Raw genomic sequence first — 16897 nt, forward strand, 5'->3', positions numbered from 1 at the left:
ACCCCTCCAGTCGTTTTCCGGCCAACCGGACAAGCGAGGACATCTTGAAGCAACGACGGTGCGGGCCTTTCTGGTGTCTGCCGGCTTTCCAACAGCCGGGGTTACTGAAGAGGCACACCTTCATTGCCGGAAGTGCGGTCGGGATCTCCCTCCAAACCAAGGCAGACAGAGCCGAACCATCGCTCGTCGAGCGCTGGTTTATCGACGCATCCAGCGTCCACAATCCGTTTCGCGGTCGATCCAAAGGCCGGGAGAAGGCGTGGCTGCATGGTGCACTGTCTTCAAGTGCCCTCAAGACAGGGCGGAACGGAGAAAACCGATGACGACCGCACGTATTCTCGAATTCCTTCGCACCCGACGTCCCGATGGTCCCTGCGTCGTGGTGGACCTCGATGTCGTCCGTGACAATTTCCAGTCTTTCCGCCAGGCGCTGCCCGACAGCTCGATCTATTATGCCGTCAAGGCCAACCCGGCTCCGGAAATCCTGCGCCTTCTCGCAGGCCTGGGTTCGAATTTCGATTGCGCCTCGGTGGCCGAAATCGAAATGGCCCTGAAGGCCGGCGCGTCGGCTTCGCGCATCTCCTACGGCAACACCATCAAGAAGGAGCGCGACATCGCGCGTGCCTTCGCGCTCGGTGTGAACCTTTTTGCCGTCGACAGCCACGAGGAAGTCGAGAAGATCGCCCGTGCCGCTCCCGGCACTCGTGTGTTCTGCCGCGTGCTGACCGACGGTGAAGGCGCCGAATGGCCGCTGTCGCGCAAATTCGGCTGTGTTCCGGCAATGGCCGTGGACGTTCTCGTCTACGCTCACCAGCTCGGTCTCGTCTCGCACGGCGTGTCCTTCCATGTCGGCTCGCAGATGACCAAGCTCGACGCATGGGATGCAGCGCTAGCGGACGCCAAGCGCGTGTTCGACAAGCTCGAAAAGCAGGGCATCGTGCTCAAGATGGTCAACATGGGCGGCGGTTTTCCGACCCGTTACCTCAAGGACATCCCGACCGCGCAGGCCTATGGCCAGGCGATCTTTGCCGCTCTTCGCAACCACTTCGGCAACAATATCCCGGAAACCATCATCGAGCCGGGCCGCGGCATGGTCGGCAATGCGGGCGTGATCAAGGCTGAAGTCGTGCTGACCTCGCGCAAGTCCGACAATGACGACGTCCGCTGGGTCTATCTCGATATCGGCAAGTTCGGCGGCCTGGCCGAAACCATGGACGAGGCGATCCGCTACTCGATCCTCACCCCGCGTGACGGCGATGAAACGGAGCCCTGCGTGCTGGCCGGCCCGACCTGCGATTCCGCAGACGTGCTGTACGAGAAGACCCCGTATCCGATGCCGGTTTCGCTGACCATCGGTGACGAGATCCTGATCGAAGGCACCGGCGCCTACACCACCACCTATTCGGCGGTGGCGTTCAACGGGTTCGATCCGCTGAAGTCATACGTCATCTGACGTCTTCCGGCCTGGAGACTGATCCGGGCCGGCCATCTCCTTATCCTGAAATTCCGTCTCGTGGAGGGTTTGATGACCGTCTTCGTTGCAGATCGCTGCGTGCTTGCCCCGGCTTCCGCCTTTGAAATCACCGTGGAGACCGCGGAGCACGTGGTCGCCCGTGAAATGCTTCTCGACCGCCAGATGGGCCCGAAGCGGCGCCTGAAATCGTCGGAGAAGCTGCGCCGCAGCCGGCGGCCCGCCGAAGGTCTCGCCCTGTCCGCCGTCGATGGCGAGGGCAAGCTCGTGGGTACCGTTCGGCTCTGGAACATCGCGGCGGGCGTTGATGCGGACGGCAAGGCCATTCCGGCCCTGCTTCTCGGTCCGCTGGCCGTCGATGCGTCTGCCGAGGGAATGGGGATCGGCTCGCGATTGATGCGCGCGGCGATCGCAAGGGCGCGTGATCTTGGTCACGGAGCAATCCTGCTCGTCGGCGACGCGCCCTATTACGAACGTTTCGGTTTCTCGTCCGGTCCAGCCGGCGCCCTGGCCATGCCCGGCCCGGTCGACAGATCGCGCTTTCTGGCGCTCGAGCTCGTCGACAATCATCTGGCGGGTGCGGCGGGTGTGCTCGTGGCCACTGGACGGCGGGTGTTGGAACGCCGGGATTTTCGCCGGGCTGCCTGACATCCGGAGGCGCCGGGCACTCCACAGTGAGGGGGATGGTCAAGGGGACTGACCGCCCGGCGCCTCTTGAGCCTTTCGTTACAGCTTGTTTCGCGTCCTGGCTGTAATAACTCAGACGAATAAACGTTCTTGTTGCGTGGCGAGGCGGAACAATCGACGCTGCCTCGCGTTATGTTCCTTGCATTCGGTCGTGGCCGGTTGCCATCATCGTCCGGACCACCTGATGCCGCGCCTCTGGGCGGCGGCGCGGTGTTGGTCGATGGAGGACGAAGGTGCTTCTGCTTCGGTCGGAGTGTATCGGCTATCAGGGCTTGCCCGGTAGTCCGATATCATAACGCCGGAGCGGCCTTTGGGGGGCACGCTCCGGCGTTTTCATGCCATCTCGCATACCGACTGTCCGAGCCGATTTGGTCGTTCATCGATCAGAGCCAGACGCCGCCGCCGATGCTGGTCGGCGCGGACGGATACGCGCTGCCCTGGTCGGCCGGGTCGCGGGCGATGGTGTTCGTCACGGTGCAGTCCACATCGGCGGTCTGACCCTTGGCGACCTGTTCGCATGCGGCGGTGGCAGGAGCCTTGGTTTCAGCGGCAACCGCGGGAGCTGCGGCGGTGGCGATCGTGAGAGTGGCGATCATGGCGGCGATAATGTTTTTCATCTGACTTGCCTTTCCTTTGCGTGCTGGCCTTCGGCCGCTATCGGCCTTCCGGTCAGGTGATCCGTCCCGTGGGGCGGTTCGTGAACTTCGATGACGCCGATGTAGGAAAAGCCGGGTCCGCTCTCTCGTCAGTTTTGGAATTGACGGCATTTTTTACGGAATCGATGGGCCTTTTTCGGTTTCGATTGGAAATGGCGGCCAGTAATCGCTATCTCGTCGGCACAAGTTTCGAGGATGGTTCGAATGATCGAGCAAGCTGGCTGGCTCGGCCTGGCCGATATCGCGCTCAGGGGAGGGACGGTTGCGATCCTGCTTCTCCTGGTGGCCCATCTCCTCTTCCGTCTCGGCAAGGGGCCGGTGATTGTCGCCGGGCTCGCCTTCTGCCTCTCGGGTATCGTGGAAGCGGTCATCAACGTCTCGCCGGCGGTCGTCGATCTCGATCTGTCCGACCTCACCTTCATGGCGCTTCAGCAGATCCACTTCATCGCGCTCTTCATCTTCGTCAAGGCGCTGTTCGACGACCGGTTCGTGTGGGGCGGCGGCTGCTTCATTCCCGTGCTATTTGCCGTGCCGCTGACGCTCGGTGCCGGATTGCTTGACGGAACCGGAAGCGCGATCTTCCGCGGTCTGCTTGTCGCCTATGATGCCGGGCTTTTCTTCGTCCTCATCCGCTGGGCGCTGGATGACGAGGCCTCCGATCTCGTCAGGGAACGGCGCACTTTCCGCCGTGCGCTCACCTTCTCGGTGCCGCCATTCTCACTCATCGTGTTCCTGACGACGATGTTCGAGCGCGAGGGGCAGGTAGAGGCGATCCTCTGCACCGTCTATTCGGCGGTGTATTTCATGATGGCCATAGGTTTCGGTTTCTGGATGACGAGCGCGAAAAAGCAGTTGCTCGTCCGTCCCGAGCCGGGCGAGCCGCGGGTGGCGCAGGAGGCGGAACTGACATCGGCCGACCGGATCGAACTCGACAGGGTGGTCAAGGCGGTCGATGGCGGTCTTTACCTGGAGCCGGGCCTGACCATCGGCGGCCTGGGCGATCTTCTCAATATTCCGGAACACCGGTTGCGCCGGCTGATCAACAAGGGCCTCGGATATCGCAACTTCGCGGCGTTCATGAATGATTACCGGATCGAGGAAGCCAAGCGGCGTCTTGCCGATCCCGATATGGCGCGAGAGCAGATCGTCACCCACGCCTTCAATCTCGGCTACGCGTCGCTGGCGCCCTTCAACCGCGCCTTCCGCGAGAGGGTCGGCATCAGTCCGTCGGAATATCGCGAGCAGGCCCTGGCGGATGCGATAAGCGGGGCGAGCCCGGCATAGGCTCGCCGTGCAACACGTCGAGTGTATGCGGTTCGGATCAGGCCGCGCTGCGCGTTTGCACCGTCCGATGGTCCCGGGGCGCCAGACGAAGGCGGGACAGCTGGCCCTGAAGATTGCTGGCCTCGCCTGCGAGCATGGAGCCCGTCGCGGCTGTTTCCTCGGCCATTGCCGCATTCTGCCGGGTCATCTGATCCATCTGGTTGATGGCGGAATTGACTTCCTGCAGGCCGGTCGCCTGTTCGCGGGCGGCTGTGGCGATGGTCTCGACCAGTTCGTTGACCTGGATCACCTTCATTTCGATGTCCTCGAGGGCATCGCCGGTAGAGCGAACGAGGCCGACCCCGTTCTCCACTTCCGATGTCGAGGTGGTGATGAGCGTCTTGCTGCTCGTGCCAAAATGTTCCGGTGGCAGACGCCTGCGGTGTGGCCGGTCAGGCCGCGATGTCGATGACCCCGCATTCACCCTGGTCGGAGCCGAAGGCGAGCATGCGGCCTGCTGCGTTCCAGTCCATTGCGGTGATAGCGCCCTTGCCCGGGCGTCGCAGGAGCGCTTCCCTGGAATCCTCCAGGCGTACGGCGAGCACCATGCCGTCCGCATAACCGATGGCGACCATATCCTCGATCGGGTGGCATGCGACGCAGGTCACCATCGTATCGCCCCGCAGTCCGAGCTCTTTCGGCGCCTTGCCCATGGGGCCGTCCTTGCCCTGAAAAGGCCAGGCAATGGCCGATGGCGCGCCCGAGGTCACCAGCCAGGCACCCTTTCTCGACCACGAGGTCGAGCGGATCTTGGCCGGATAGCCCGTCATCCGCATATGTTTGAATTCCTGGTTGGGCTTGGTGTCGATCCGCCAGCCGTGAAGTGCGTTTTCCTGCATCGTGGTCACGATGAAGCGTCCATCGGGACTGAACGCGACGTCCTGGTGCGCGCCCTTCCATTCGAGATCCAGCGGTGCGGCGGTACCGGCCACGAAGCCGAGAGACACGCCGTTGTAGCGCGCGAAGGCGACGCGCAATCCCTTGGGAGCGAAGGCGATGCCTTCGATCGTGCGCTGCTCGGAGAATTCGCGCGTGTTGCCATCGGCGGTCCGGACATGCGCGGTCCTGCCTTCCGCCCAGGCAATTGCGCCCTGCGGACCGCAGGCGACCGCATTGACCCATTTGCGGGCCGCGCCGCGGATTTCCGCAATCGTCCCGTCAGCGGAAATCTGCAGAACCTTGCCGTCTTCCCCGCCTGTGACCAGGGAGCGTCCGTCGAGGCCTTTTGCCGTGCAGAGAAGCCCGTCATGCAGCTCATGGCGTTGGGTGCCGTGATCGAGCCGCACGACCTCGCCCGAAGCGAGGCCGAAAAGCGGGATGTCTCCGAGGAAGACGGCGGCAAGGCAGTGACCGTCGAGATCGAGGGGCGCAACAGTGGGCATTACGGTATCCGTGTCAGAGCGTCAGGCTTCGCAGGCCTTGAAGGTGCGTTCGAGCTTTTCGGCATCGAGATCGCGGCCGATGAAGACGAGGCGGCTTTCACGCTTCTCGTCGTCGCGCCAGGCGCGCTGGTGGTCGCCCTCGACGATCATGTGCACGCCCTGGATGACGTAGCGGTCGGCATCGCCCTCGAAGGCGATGATGCCCTTGAGGCGCAGAATGTTCGGACCGTCCATCTGGGTGATCTTGTTGACCCACGGAAAGAACTTCTTCGGGTCCATCGGTCCGCCACGCAGGCTGATCGACTTCACGGTCACATCATGGATCGCCGACGGGGCGTCATGGTGATGGTGGTGGTGATCGTGATCATGGTCGTGATGATGGTGGTCATGACCGTGATGATGGTGGTCATGGTCGTGGTCATGGTCGCAGTTCGGGCCGCAGACATGGTCCGGATGATCGTGATCGAGGAAATGCGGGTCGTTCTCGAGCGCCCGCGACAGGTCGAAGGCGCCCCGGTCGAGCACGGCATCGAGGGGGACCTCGGCACGTGACGTGCGATGGATGCGGGCCGACGGATTGATGGCGCGAACCGTCGCCTCCACCTGGTTCAGCTCTTCGTCGTTGACGAGATCGGTCTTGTTGAGAACGATGACGTCGGCGAATGCGATCTGGTCCTCGGCCTCGCGGCTGTCCTTCAGGCGCTGCGGCAGGTGACGGGCGTCGACGAGGGCCACGACGGCATCGAGCCTGGTCTTGGCGCGCACTTCCTCGTCCATGAAGAAGGTCTGGGCGACCGGGGCCGGATCGGCCAGGCCCGTGGTTTCGACCACAATGGCATCGAAGCGGCCAGGCCTGCGCATCAGGCTTTCGACGACCCGGACCAGATCGCCGCGCACGGTGCAGCAGACGCAACCATTGTTCATCTCGTAGATTTCCTCGTCGGATTCCACGATCAGGTCATTGTCGATGCCGATTTCGCCGAACTCGTTGACGATGACGGCATAGCGTTTACCGTGGGCCTCGGAGAGAATACGGTTGAGCAGCGTGGTCTTGCCGGCGCCGAGATAGCCGGTCAACACTGTTACTGGAACGGATGCGGGCGCTTCGCTCATTGGATGCCTCGATTGTATGGGAACTTTCGTCCGTCTCATATAATAGGTCGCACGAGCTTTCGCCACCTCGCGGGGAAGATGAATTGCTTTCGTCCCCCGATGGCCGCGTTCGCGGGTGGCTTGTTGCAGGTATCGAGTATGAAAGGTCGAGAATGGCGGGGAAGAAAAAGAACAAGGGCAAGGTCAGGCCAAGCGGCGAACTGCTTGCCGCGGTCAATCAGGTGGCACGTTCCTCGCGGACGCTGCTGAGCCGCAATCTCCTCGATATCGGGCTTTACGCGGGCCAGGACGGCTTGATGCTGGTGCTCGACCGTCAGGACGGTCTGACACCCGGCGCGATTGCCACCGAGCTTGGCGTGAAGGCGCCGACGATCACCCGCTCGATCTCGCGGCTCGCGGCGCAAGGGCTGGTGCACAGGCAGAATTCGTCCGACGACCGCCGCCAGTCGCTCGTCTATCTCACGGATCTCGGCCGCGACAAGATCAAGGCGATCTCCAAGGCCCAGAAGGCGACGGAGAAACAGGCGCTCGCGGGCTTCAAGAACAAGGAGATAAAGCAGCTGATGGCCTTGCTCGAAGCGGTGGAAACCAATTTCGCGGCACCCGGCACCAAGCAGAAGGCGGAGGCCGAACCGGCAGCTGACGATGCCGTCGATGCAGGCGAATGATGAGCTAATGGGAATTGCGGCGTTGCCACCCCGGTTTCAAACTTTTAGATGTGTTTAAGCAGTTGAATTCCGGTCGGGCGGACCGGAGACGGGGGAGACGTCGATCATTTGGCCCAGAAAGTAAAACTCTCGACGATTGCCGAAGAACTCGGCCTGTCGACGGCAACCGTATCGCTGGCGCTGCGTGACAGCCCGCTGGTGGCGGATTCCACCCGCGAGCGGATCAAGGAAAAGGCGATCGAGCTCGGCTACATCTACAATCGCCGGGCCGCCAGCCTTCGCACGTCGCGCTCGGGTATCATCGGTGTCGTGGTGCACGACATCATGAACCCGTTCTATGCGGAAATCCTGCGCGCCATCGAATCCGAACTCGACCGCAGCCGTCAGACCTTCATTCTCTCCAACCACTACGATTCGGTCGAAAAGCAGCGCAATTTCATCGAGACGCTGCTGCAGCTCGGCGGCGACGGCGTGATCATGTCGCCGGCGATCGGAACGCCGGTCAACGACATCAAGCTGGCCGAGGACAACGGCATGCCTGCGATCCTGATCGCCCGCCAGGTGGCCGGAGCAGACGTGCCTACCTTCCGCGGCGACGATGCGTACGGTATCGCGCTCGCCACCAATCATCTGATCAGCCTCGGGCACCGCAACATCGCGATGGTCGGCGGGACCGATCAGACGTCGACGGGCCGCGAGCGCTACAAGGGCTATGTGGACGCCCTGAAGAAGGCCGGGATCGAGGTCGATCCGGGCCTGCGCATTCCGGGGCCCCGCACCAAGCAGGGTGGGTTCGAGGCGGCGGTCAACTTCCTGTCCATGCCGCAAAAGCCCACGGCGGCGGTCTGCTGGAACGATCTCGTCGCCATCGGGTTGATGAACGGCATTTCGCGCGCCGGCCTGACCGTCGGGGTCGATATCTCGGTTACGGGGTATGACGACCTCGAGGAAGCGGCCATCGCGACGCCCGCCTTGACGACGGTTTACAACGGGCAGGCCGATGTGGGCCGCTCGGCGGCGCGCGCGCTCCTCGACAAGCTCAACGGATCGAGCGCCGCTGACGGTCTTCATCTGGTGAAGCCCGAGATGCGTATACGGCAATCGACAGCGCCACTGAAGAAGGTTTCCGAGAATGGATAATCCCAAGCCTCTCGTCTTGATACCGGGCAAGATCAACGACCGCGTACGCGAGCGCGTCAAAGCGGAATTCGACTGTCTTGAAATCGAGCGGGCGGATGCCTCGCTGGTACCCGAACACAGGCGTTCGGAGGTCCGTGCGATCGCCTCGATGACAGTGATCGACGCGGCATTCATCAATGCGTTCGAGAACCTGTCGATCATTTCCAACTTCGGCGTCGGATATGACGGCATCGACGCGGTTCACGCGGCGCTCCGCAACGTCATGGTCACCAACACGCCGGATGTGCTGACCGACGAGGTGGCGGACACCACGATCGCGCTCATTCTCAACACGCTGCGGGAATTTCCCAAGGCCGAGGCGTATCTGCGCGTGGGCAAATGGGCGAGCCAGGGCAATTACCCGCTTACCTCGCTGACGCTTCGCGGCCGGACCGCGGGCATCTTCGGTCTCGGTCGCATCGGTCTGGCAATCGCGCGGCGGCTCGACGGCTTCGATATCCCGATCCGCTATCACAATCGCTCCAAGCGTCAGGACATCAGCTTTCCCTATCGCTACGAGGAAAGCCTCGTCGAACTCGCCGATGCGGTGGATCTGCTGATCTGCGTCGTGCCGGGAGGCGAGGGGACCGAAAAGGTGGTCAACGCCGAGGTCTTCGAGGCGCTCGGCCCCAATGGGGTGTTCATCAATGTCGGGCGCGGCTCGACGGTCGATGAGGAGGCCATGATCGAAGCTCTGTCGTCTGGAAAGATCGCCGCTGCCGGTCTGGACGTCTTCGCGGACGAGCCGAACGTGCCGCAGGCACTGCTCGATCTGCCGAATGTCTGCGTACTACCGCATGTGGCGTCCGCCTCGATCGACACCCGCAACAAGATGGCCAATCTCGTCGTCGACAATCTGGCGGCCTGGCTTTCCGGCAATCCGGCTCTGACGCCGGTGTCGGAAGCCCGCTCGCTCAATCACGACGACTGAAATTGCCGTCGGGAGCTATTCCGCAGCCTGCCGGGTGGCGCTCGTGCGGTAGGCGCTGACGGCTTCACCGAAGGCGGCGAAGATGCGGTCGGATATCTCATCCGATCCCACCCAGTATTCCGGGTGCCACTGGACGCCGACGGCAAAGCCGGGGGCGTCGATGACGCTCACCGCTTCCACCGTGCCGTCTTCGGCCTCGGCCTCGACGGCGAGGCGGGGGGCGAGATCCGAGATCGCCTGCCGGTGAAGCGAGTTCACCCGTGGCTCCTGGCTGCCGAGGATGGCCGAGAGGCAGCCGTTCTTCCTCACATTGATCGAGTGGCGGATAGCGAATGCCTTGTCCCGGTCCGGATCTTCCGGTTTCCGGTGGTCCATACGACCGGGCAGGTCCTGAATTTCGGTGGCGAGGGTTCCGCCCAGGGCGACGTTGAGTTCCTGGATGCCGCGGCAGATGGCCAGCAACGGAATGCCGCGCTCGATCGCCCGGATGATCAGCGGCATGCTGGTGGCATCACGGGCCGGGTCGAAGGGGCCGTGGCTCTCCGTCGCCTCGGCGCCGTATAGGCTCGGATGCACATTGGTGCGCGAGCCGCTGACGAGCACGCCGTCCACCCGGTCGAGCACGCGATCCGCATCGAAACCGCTCTCCAAGGCGGGAACGATCAGCGGCTGGACATGAGAGCCCTTGATCGCCGCGTTCACATATTGCGTGGGGGAAGCATGCCAGACATAGCCATCGAATTCCCTGATGTCGGCCGGAATGACGACGATACCGTTTTCCATGTGCGTTCCTGTATTCATTCTGAGGCGTCTGCCGGCGGCAAGGCGCGCCCGGGGCGTTTTCGTCCAAGGCGGGATTTTGCCCGAAATTAGAGCAGTTCCGCTCTGTTTTCCATCCCGCAAAACGGAGGGAATGCCGATGACTCATACATTGGTCCGAAGCTGGCAAGAAAAGTTGACCAATTGACGCGAAAACCAATGGGGCGCGCTTGAAAGGCGCAAAACATCATGGTTAGCTCAAGTCGTGCTGCATGAATACATGGTCTGGGAGGGCCCAATTGCAGTGTAGGTAATTCTTACTAGGGAGGTTTGTTTTGGATCGTCGTTCTTTTATCAAGAAAGCCGGTACAGCCGGTGCGGGCGCTGCTGTCGCCACTACTTTGGCCGCTCCGGCCATTGCACAAGAAAACCCTAAAATTACATGGCGCCTGACGTCATCGTTCCCGAAGTCTCTCGACACGATCTACGGCGCGGCCGAGACGATGGCCGAGCGCGTGAAGGCTGCCACCGACGGCGCCTTCGAAATCCAGGTCTTCGCGGCGGGGGAAATCGTTCCCGGCCTGCAGGCAGTCGATGCGGCCACCGACGGCACCGTCGAGATGTGCCATACCGCTTCCTATTACTACTGGGGCAAGGACGCGACCTTCCAGCTTGGAACCGCGACCCCGTTCACGCTGAACGCCCGTATGCAGAATGCCTGGTTCATCGAGGGCGGCGGCACGGACATGCTCAACGAGTTCTATCACTCCCAGGGCGTTCACGGCATTCCCTGTGGTAACACCGGCGCCCAGATGGGCGGCTGGTTCCGCAAGGAGATCAACACGGTCGAGGACCTTGACGGCCTGAAGATGCGCATCGGCGGCTTCGCGGGCAAGATCCTCGCCAAGCTTGGCGTGGCGCCGCAGCAGATCGCGGGCGGCGACATCTACCCGGCGCTCGAGAAGGGCACGATCGACGCGACCGAGTGGGTCGGCCCCTATGACGACCAGAAGCTCGGCTTCAACAAGGTCGCCAAGTACTACTACTATCCGGGCTGGTGGGAAGGCGGTGCAGCGCTGCACAGCTTCACCAATCTCGAGAAGTTCAACGGTCTGCCGAAGCACTATCAGGCCATACTTACCGATGCGTCATATTTCGCCAATGCGTCCATGTTGGCACGTTACGACGTGAAGAACCCGGGCGCGCTCAAGCAGCTGGTTGCCGACGGCGCCGTGCTGCGTCCGTTCAACCAGACGGTTCTCGATGCATGTCATGAGAAGGCCCTCGAGGTTTTTGCGGAAACCAGCGCCGAGAACGAGATGTTCAAGAAGATCTACGACTCCCAGCTGGCCTTCGCCAAGGAAGCCTATCTGTGGCAGCAGTTGTCGGAATACACCTTCGACACCTACATGATGCTGCTGCAGCGCGCGGGCAAGCTCTGACGCCTGCAGCTTCGGGTATACGTATAAATACAAGGGCCGGAACAAGTTTCCGTCCCTTGTTCTTATCAATGTCATAATGGCGCTCTAGTATAGAGTCAATCTTTACTGAATCATAAACGATCTTTAACATTTTGATATCAATAAACTTTTAGGCGAGATCCCTGCGCTTTTGCCTTGAAAGCTCCGCTCCTAACTGATTAGGTCGCCACGACCGGCGCGAGAGAGTTCGAGAGGGCGCCGAGCAGATGATTTCTAAGGAGGAGATTCATGGATCGTCGTTCATTCATCAAAAAGGCCGGTGCGACCGGTGCAGGTGCTGCCGCAGCGACCACGCTCGCGGCTCCGGCCATCGCACAGGAAAGCCCGGAAATCACCTGGCGCCTGACGTCGTCGTTTCCGAAGTCGCTCGACACCATCTACGGCGCGGCCGAAAAGATGGCAGACCACGTGAAGGAAGCCACCGACGGCAAGTTCACCATCCAGGTGTTTGCTGCCGGTGAGATCGTCCCGGGCCTGCAGGCGCTCGATGCCGTTTCCGAAGCAACCGTCGAAATGGCGCACACCTGCTCCTATTACTTCTGGGGCAAGGACACCACGTTCCAGCTCGGCACGGCGACCCCGTTCACCCTGAACGCCCGCATGCAGAACGCATGGTTCACCGCCGGTGGCGGCACCGACATGCTCAACGAGTTCTACAACACGCAGGGCGTTCACGGTTTCCCGTGCGGCAATACGGGCGCCCAGATGGGCGGCTGGTTCCGCAAGGAAATCAATACCGTTCAGGACCTTGACGGCCTGAAGATGCGTATCGGTGGCTTCGCCGGCAAGATTCTCGCCAAGCTCGGCGTCTCGCCGCAGCTGATTGCGGGTGGTGATATCTATCCGGCGCTCGAAAAGGGCACGATCGACGCCACCGAGTGGGTCGGTCCCTATGACGATCAGAAGCTCGGCTTCAACAAGGTGGCCAAGTTCTACTACTACCCGGGCTGGTGGGAAGGTGGCGCAGCGCTGCACACCTTCATCAATCTCGACAAGTTCAACGGCCTGCCGAAGCACTACCAGGCGATCCTCGCGGACGCCAACTCGGCGTCCAACGCCGAAACCCTCGGCAATTACGATTTGAAGAACCCGGTTGCGGTTCGCCAGCTCGTGGCCGACGGCGCGGTGCTGCGTCCGTTCAACCAGGAAGTTCTCGATGCCTGCTACAAGGCGGCTCGCGAAGTCTTCGAGGCGGAATCGGCAGCCAACCCGAACTTCAAGAAGGTCTATGAATCGCAGCTCGCCTACGCCAAGGACGGCTATCTCTGGCAGCAGCTTTCGGAATACACTTTCGACACCTACATGATGCTCCAGCAGCGCGCGGGCAATCTCTGATCGCGTCAACGCAGGCTGAAATCGAAAACCCCGGGGCGGTCACCGCTCCGGGGTTTTTCTTTGCCGCATGTGCTCCGCGCGGCTTCCCTGCTGTTGTGTGCAGGCGGCCGAGACGATAGCGGGAAGCATGCGAGATCCTGTCCTCACACGCCGCGCTTTCGTCTACGACCGTTTCGGCCCGCCGCTGGATGTGCTCAGTCTCGCCGAGCGCCCTATGCCGGAATTGGCGGAGGGCAGGCTGCGGGTGTCCATGTCTCTGGTTCCGGTCAACCCGTCAGACCTGATCCCGGTCAGTGGTGCCTATCGTCATCGAATAACACTTCCCGGTATAGCCGGTTACGAGGGTGTCGGTCGTGTGGTTGCGGCGGAAGCGAATTGTTCTGTCTTGATCGGCCGGCGGGTTCTGCCGCTGAGGGGTGAGGGAACATGGCAGACGATGGTTGACTGTGAGGCGCGATATGCCGTTCCGGTCCCTGACGACATTCTGGCCGACGTAGCCGCGCGGGCCTATATCAACCCCTTTACAGCGCTGATCATGCTCAAGAGATGGCCGGTGCACGGGCGGCACGTCTTGCTGACAGGCGCGGGATCCAGCTGTGCAAGTTACATCGGTCGCTGGGCGTTGGAGATGGGCGCCGCGAGCGTCAAGGGTGTCTATCGCTCCGAGAGCCGGATCGAGGGGCTGAAGGTACTTGGGATCGAGCCTATCCACCTGTCGGATCAGTCGCGGATCGAAGCGGTAGCAAAGGCCGCAGATGTGACCTTTGATGCTTTGGGAGGATCTGTGGCCACACGCATCCTCGCGCAAATGGGAGCGGGGGCAACTTTCATCGGCTACGGACTGTTGAGCGGTCAACCGGTTCTCGCCCCAGCTGGTATGAAGGCCCAATTCAAACGCTTTCATCTGCGCGATCATCTTGCCGCACTTTCGGCAGATGAGTGGCAATCAGGCTTTGCTGAACTATGGCCGCGCTTGCGGCATGCCGACTTGCCGGACGTTCGCATCTATCCGCTCTCCGAGTGGCGATCGGCGATCGCCGAAGCGGGGAGGCCGGGAGGCCCGAAGCCTTTGATCGATTTTACCTCAGACTGATCGCCGATCAAAAAAGGGGCCGTCGCCGGCCCCTTTCGCTTTGATCAGTTCATTGCCGTCAATTGAATGACGGGGGCGCGCTCAGGTCCGTGTTTGGCGCGGGCGCGGCATCCTCCGCAGGCGCATTGCCGCCGGAAGCGCCGTTGCCGTTGTCTGCTTCCCCGCCGAATGACGGTGCGCCGGGCAGGCCGTCCATGCCGGGCAGAGACAAGCCGCCACTGCTGCCTGAAGACCCGTCCGATCCGCTTTCTCCGCCGGAAGGTGCGCCGAAGGGCGAAAAGCCCAGACCGCCGTCCTGTCCGCCGAAGCCCGGCAGCTCGATCTTCACATCGGCCGGATCGATGCCCGTGTGCTCGTCCTTGTAGTGCATCACGAGCTGCGGGAACAGGATGACCAGGAGAATCATCATGAACTGCAGTATGATGAACGGCAGAGCCCCCTTGTAGATCGCTGTCGTCTTGATCCCCGGAAGGGTTCCCCCTGTCGCGGTGTCGGTCCAATCCTTCGTCGGCGCGATCGAGCGCAGATAGAAGAGCGAGAAGCCGAATGGCGGCGTCAGGAACGAGGTCTGCAGGTTGATGCCGAGAATGATGCCGAACCAGATCAGGTCGATACCCAGCTTCTCGGCAACGGGAGCCAGAAGCGGCACCATGATGAAGGCGATCTCGAAGAAATCGAGGAAGCAGCCGAGAATGAAGATGATGATGGTGACGACCAGCAGGAAGCCGAATTCGCCGCCCGGCAGGGCGAGCAGAAGATCCTCGATCCAGACGTTGCCGTTGATGCCGTAAAAGGTCAGGCCGAAGACGCGGGCTCCGATCAGGATGAACATCACGAAGGCCGACAGGCGGGTCGTCGAATCGAGCGCCTGCTTGACGCTCTTGAGGTCAAGCCGCCGCTTGATGAGGGCGAGCACGAGCGCGCCCACAGCCCCCATCGCGCCACCTTCGGTCGGCGTCGCGATGCCTAGGAAGATGGTGCCGAGCACGAGGAAGATGAGCGCGAGCGGCGGAATGAGGACGATGACGACCTCTTCGGCCAGACGTGACATCAGTCCCCAGCCGAACTTGCGGTTGGCAAGGCTGAAGATGAGCGCGCAAGCTGCCGCGGCAACCGCGGACCAGACGAAGCGGACTTCGTAGCGCAGGCTCTCGAACACGAAATAGTAGGCGATGTAGTTGATCGCGATCGCCGCGGCGATGACGACGATCAGCGAGGTTACGCCGCTGCCCAGGGTCCTTGCTTCCTTCGGCAGGGAAGGCACCCATTCCGGTCGGAAGAGGGTGAGAAGCAGGATGTAGCCGCAATAGATCGCGATGATGATCAACGCCGGATAGAGCGCGCCGATATACATGTCGCCCACCGAGCGGCCGAGCTGGTCGGCCATGACGATGAGGACCAGAGACGGCGGCACGATCTGCGCGAGTGTGCCCGAGGCTGCGATCGTGCCGGTGGCCACGGACTGGTTGTAGCCGTAGCGCATCATGATCGGCAGCGAGATCAGCCCCATGGCGATCACGGATGCGGCGACCACGCCGGTGGTTGCCGCCAGCAGCGCGCCCACGAGGATGACCGCGTAGGCAAGGCCACCCCGGATCGGGCCGAAAAGCTGTCCGATGGTATCGAGGAGGTCTTCCGCCATGCGGGATCGCTCGAGTATCAGGCCCATGAAGGTGAAGAACGGAATGGCCAGCAATGTATCATTGTACATGATGCCGTAGATCCGGTCCGGATGCGCCTGCAGCAGGTTCCAGAACAGGCGGATCTCCGAGGAAAGATGCGAGACCTCGACACCGATCACGAAATAGGCGAGGCCGCCCGCGGCAAGCGTGAAGGCGACCGGGTAGCCGAGCAGAAGCATGGCCATCACGGAGATGAACATGATCGGCGCAAGATTGTGGGCGATAAAGTCCATCATTTGCCGGCTCCCCCCTTGCCATCGACGCGGCCAGCGCCGGCAATCATTTCCTCGACTTCCGGCGGCAGATCGTGGATTTCCGTCTCGTCAGGAATGGCGCCGATGATGATGGCGTAGCGCTTGATGATTTCGGAGATGGTCTGAAGGATCAGAAGCCCGAAGCCGATGGTCACCATGATCTTGGCGGGCCAGAGGATGAGGCCGCCGGCATTGGCGGAGATCTCTCCCGAGTTGATCGATTTGTAGACCCAGGGCAGCGATAGATAGAAGATCAGCACGGCGAACGGCATCAGGAAGATCACGTGACAAATCAGATCGATCCAGTCGCGCGTGCGCTTCGTCAGCATGTTGGAGATGAAGTCGATGCGAACGTGCTCGTTGCGCTTGAGCGTATAGGCCGCGGCGAGAAGAAATGCCGTGCCGTAAAGGTACCACTGTACCTCGAGCCAGGCGTTGGACGACATGTCGAAAGCTTTGCGGAAGATGGCATTCCCGGCTGAAATGAGCACGGAGGCCAGGATGAGCCAGGCGACGTTGCGTCCGATGAACTCGTTGACACGATCAATGGCCCGGCTGAGGGCCAGCAAAACACTCATACGTTCCTCCCATTACCGGACGACTTTGCCCGGGGGGTCCCCATTATAGGCCGCAGTGCGGCGACCTTTTTCTTGCTTCCCTTATCAGCATACACGCATGAGAAGCAACGCACGAATGCGCCCTTGGGGGTAACGTGGGATTGGACCGTCGCGGCATTCACAGCAACGCAACAGGACCGGGATCACGATCGAGGCCGGTCACAGGCAATCCGCCGAGTGCGGCAGGCATTCTATCCCAGAACAGCGATTGACCGCAGCGCGTTTGCGTTGAACACTCGTCTTCGAGGAAATCGACGCCGTTTGCC

16 protein-coding genes are annotated in these 16897 nt (G+C 61.8%); 9 read left to right on the plus strand and 7 right to left on the minus strand.

Annotation, left to right across the window (positions count from 1 at the left end):
- The first annotated feature begins 319 nt into the window (after positions 1–319).
- Together odc2 and E2A64_RS14960 are read left to right on the plus strand one after the other, a co-directional pair.
- The gene (odc2, locus tag E2A64_RS14955; protein ID WP_133285299.1) at positions 320–1453 is read left to right on the plus strand and encodes an ornithine/lysine decarboxylase; all 1134 of its coding nucleotides are present in this window, start codon (positions 320–322) and stop codon (positions 1451–1453) included.
- 69 nt (positions 1454–1522) lie between these two features.
- The gene (locus E2A64_RS14960; RefSeq protein ID WP_428977492.1) at positions 1523–2119 is read left to right on the plus strand and encodes a GNAT family N-acetyltransferase; all 597 of its coding nucleotides are present in this window, start codon (positions 1523–1525) and stop codon (positions 2117–2119) included.
- A gap of 422 nt (positions 2120–2541) precedes the next feature.
- Here the strand turns inward: E2A64_RS14960 and E2A64_RS14965 are convergent, their stop codons facing one another.
- Complete coding sequence (locus E2A64_RS14965) at positions 2542–2775, minus strand: hypothetical protein (RefSeq protein ID WP_133285301.1); 234 nt, start codon at positions 2773–2775, stop codon at positions 2542–2544.
- A 243-nt stretch (positions 2776–3018) separates the two neighbouring features.
- Here E2A64_RS14965 and E2A64_RS14970 point away from each other — a divergent pair, with 243 nt between their 5' ends.
- Positions 3019–4098: a helix-turn-helix domain-containing protein gene (locus E2A64_RS14970; RefSeq protein WP_158285774.1), complete on the plus strand. Its 1080-nt coding sequence runs from the start codon at positions 3019–3021 to the stop codon at positions 4096–4098.
- 37 nt (positions 4099–4135) lie between these two features.
- Here the strand turns inward: E2A64_RS14970 and E2A64_RS14975 are convergent, their stop codons facing one another.
- From E2A64_RS14975 to E2A64_RS14985, 3 genes are read right to left on the minus strand one after another with little or no spacing between them, the layout of a single operon-like run.
- On the minus strand, positions 4136–4561 hold the full coding sequence (locus tag E2A64_RS14975; protein WP_133285303.1) for a methyl-accepting chemotaxis protein: 426 nt from the start codon (positions 4559–4561) through the stop codon (positions 4136–4138).
- Positions 4530–5519 (minus strand): WD40 repeat domain-containing protein, encoded by a 990-nt coding sequence (locus E2A64_RS14980; RefSeq protein ID WP_133285304.1) that lies wholly within the window; start codon positions 5517–5519, stop codon positions 4530–4532. Before E2A64_RS14980 ends, E2A64_RS14975 begins: the two co-directional genes overlap by 32 nt.
- A gap of 21 nt (positions 5520–5540) precedes the next feature.
- A complete protein-coding gene (locus E2A64_RS14985; protein ID WP_133285305.1) occupies positions 5541–6632 on the minus strand; it encodes a CobW family GTP-binding protein in 1092 nt (363 codons plus the stop codon).
- Between the two features lie 152 nt (positions 6633–6784).
- Here E2A64_RS14985 and E2A64_RS14990 point away from each other — a divergent pair, with 152 nt between their 5' ends.
- The 3 genes from E2A64_RS14990 to E2A64_RS15000 all read left to right on the plus strand — a co-directional run bounded on the left by E2A64_RS14990 (position 6785) and on the right by E2A64_RS15000 (position 9410).
- Complete coding sequence (locus E2A64_RS14990; protein WP_133285306.1) at positions 6785–7300, plus strand: MarR family winged helix-turn-helix transcriptional regulator; 516 nt, start codon at positions 6785–6787, stop codon at positions 7298–7300.
- 108 nt (positions 7301–7408) lie between these two features.
- Positions 7409–8440 (plus strand): LacI family DNA-binding transcriptional regulator, encoded by a 1032-nt coding sequence (locus E2A64_RS14995; RefSeq protein ID WP_133285307.1) that lies wholly within the window; start codon positions 7409–7411, stop codon positions 8438–8440.
- Positions 8433–9410, plus strand: a complete 978-nt coding sequence (locus E2A64_RS15000; RefSeq protein WP_133285308.1) for a 2-hydroxyacid dehydrogenase — start codon at positions 8433–8435, stop codon at positions 9408–9410. Before E2A64_RS14995 ends, E2A64_RS15000 begins: the two co-directional genes overlap by 8 nt.
- 15 nt (positions 9411–9425) lie before the next feature.
- On the opposite strand, the gene E2A64_RS15005 is transcribed toward E2A64_RS15000, so the two are convergent.
- Positions 9426–10193, minus strand: coding sequence for a gamma-glutamyl-gamma-aminobutyrate hydrolase family protein (locus tag E2A64_RS15005; RefSeq protein WP_133285309.1), 768 nt, complete (start codon positions 10191–10193; stop codon positions 9426–9428).
- 311 nt (positions 10194–10504) lie between these two features.
- On the opposite strand from E2A64_RS15005, the gene E2A64_RS15010 reads away from it, so the two are divergent.
- The 3 genes from E2A64_RS15010 (at position 10505) to E2A64_RS15020 (ending at position 14078) form a co-directional block, all read left to right on the plus strand.
- Positions 10505–11611 (plus strand): TRAP transporter substrate-binding protein, encoded by a 1107-nt coding sequence (locus E2A64_RS15010; protein ID WP_133285310.1) that lies wholly within the window; start codon positions 10505–10507, stop codon positions 11609–11611.
- Positions 11612–11878: 267 nt separating this feature from the next.
- Positions 11879–12985: a TRAP transporter substrate-binding protein gene (locus E2A64_RS15015; protein ID WP_133285311.1), complete on the plus strand. Its 1107-nt coding sequence runs from the start codon at positions 11879–11881 to the stop codon at positions 12983–12985.
- A 127-nt stretch (positions 12986–13112) separates the two neighbouring features.
- The gene (locus E2A64_RS15020; RefSeq protein WP_133285312.1) at positions 13113–14078 is read left to right on the plus strand and encodes a zinc-dependent alcohol dehydrogenase family protein; all 966 of its coding nucleotides are present in this window, start codon (positions 13113–13115) and stop codon (positions 14076–14078) included.
- A 58-nt stretch (positions 14079–14136) separates the two neighbouring features.
- On the opposite strand, the gene E2A64_RS15025 is transcribed toward E2A64_RS15020, so the two are convergent.
- Entirely contained in the window at positions 14137–15996 is a 1860-nt protein-coding gene (locus E2A64_RS15025) for a TRAP transporter large permease (protein WP_133285313.1), read from the minus strand.
- Positions 15993–16592, minus strand: a complete 600-nt coding sequence (locus tag E2A64_RS15030; protein WP_133285314.1) for a TRAP transporter small permease subunit — start codon at positions 16590–16592, stop codon at positions 15993–15995. Before E2A64_RS15030 ends, E2A64_RS15025 begins: the two co-directional genes overlap by 4 nt.
- Between the last annotated feature and the right edge of the window lie 305 nt (positions 16593–16897).

It is taken from the genome of Pseudohoeflea suaedae, from assembly GCF_004354915.1.
GTDB classification, from domain to species: Bacteria; Pseudomonadota; Alphaproteobacteria; order Rhizobiales; family Rhizobiaceae; genus Pseudohoeflea; species Pseudohoeflea suaedae.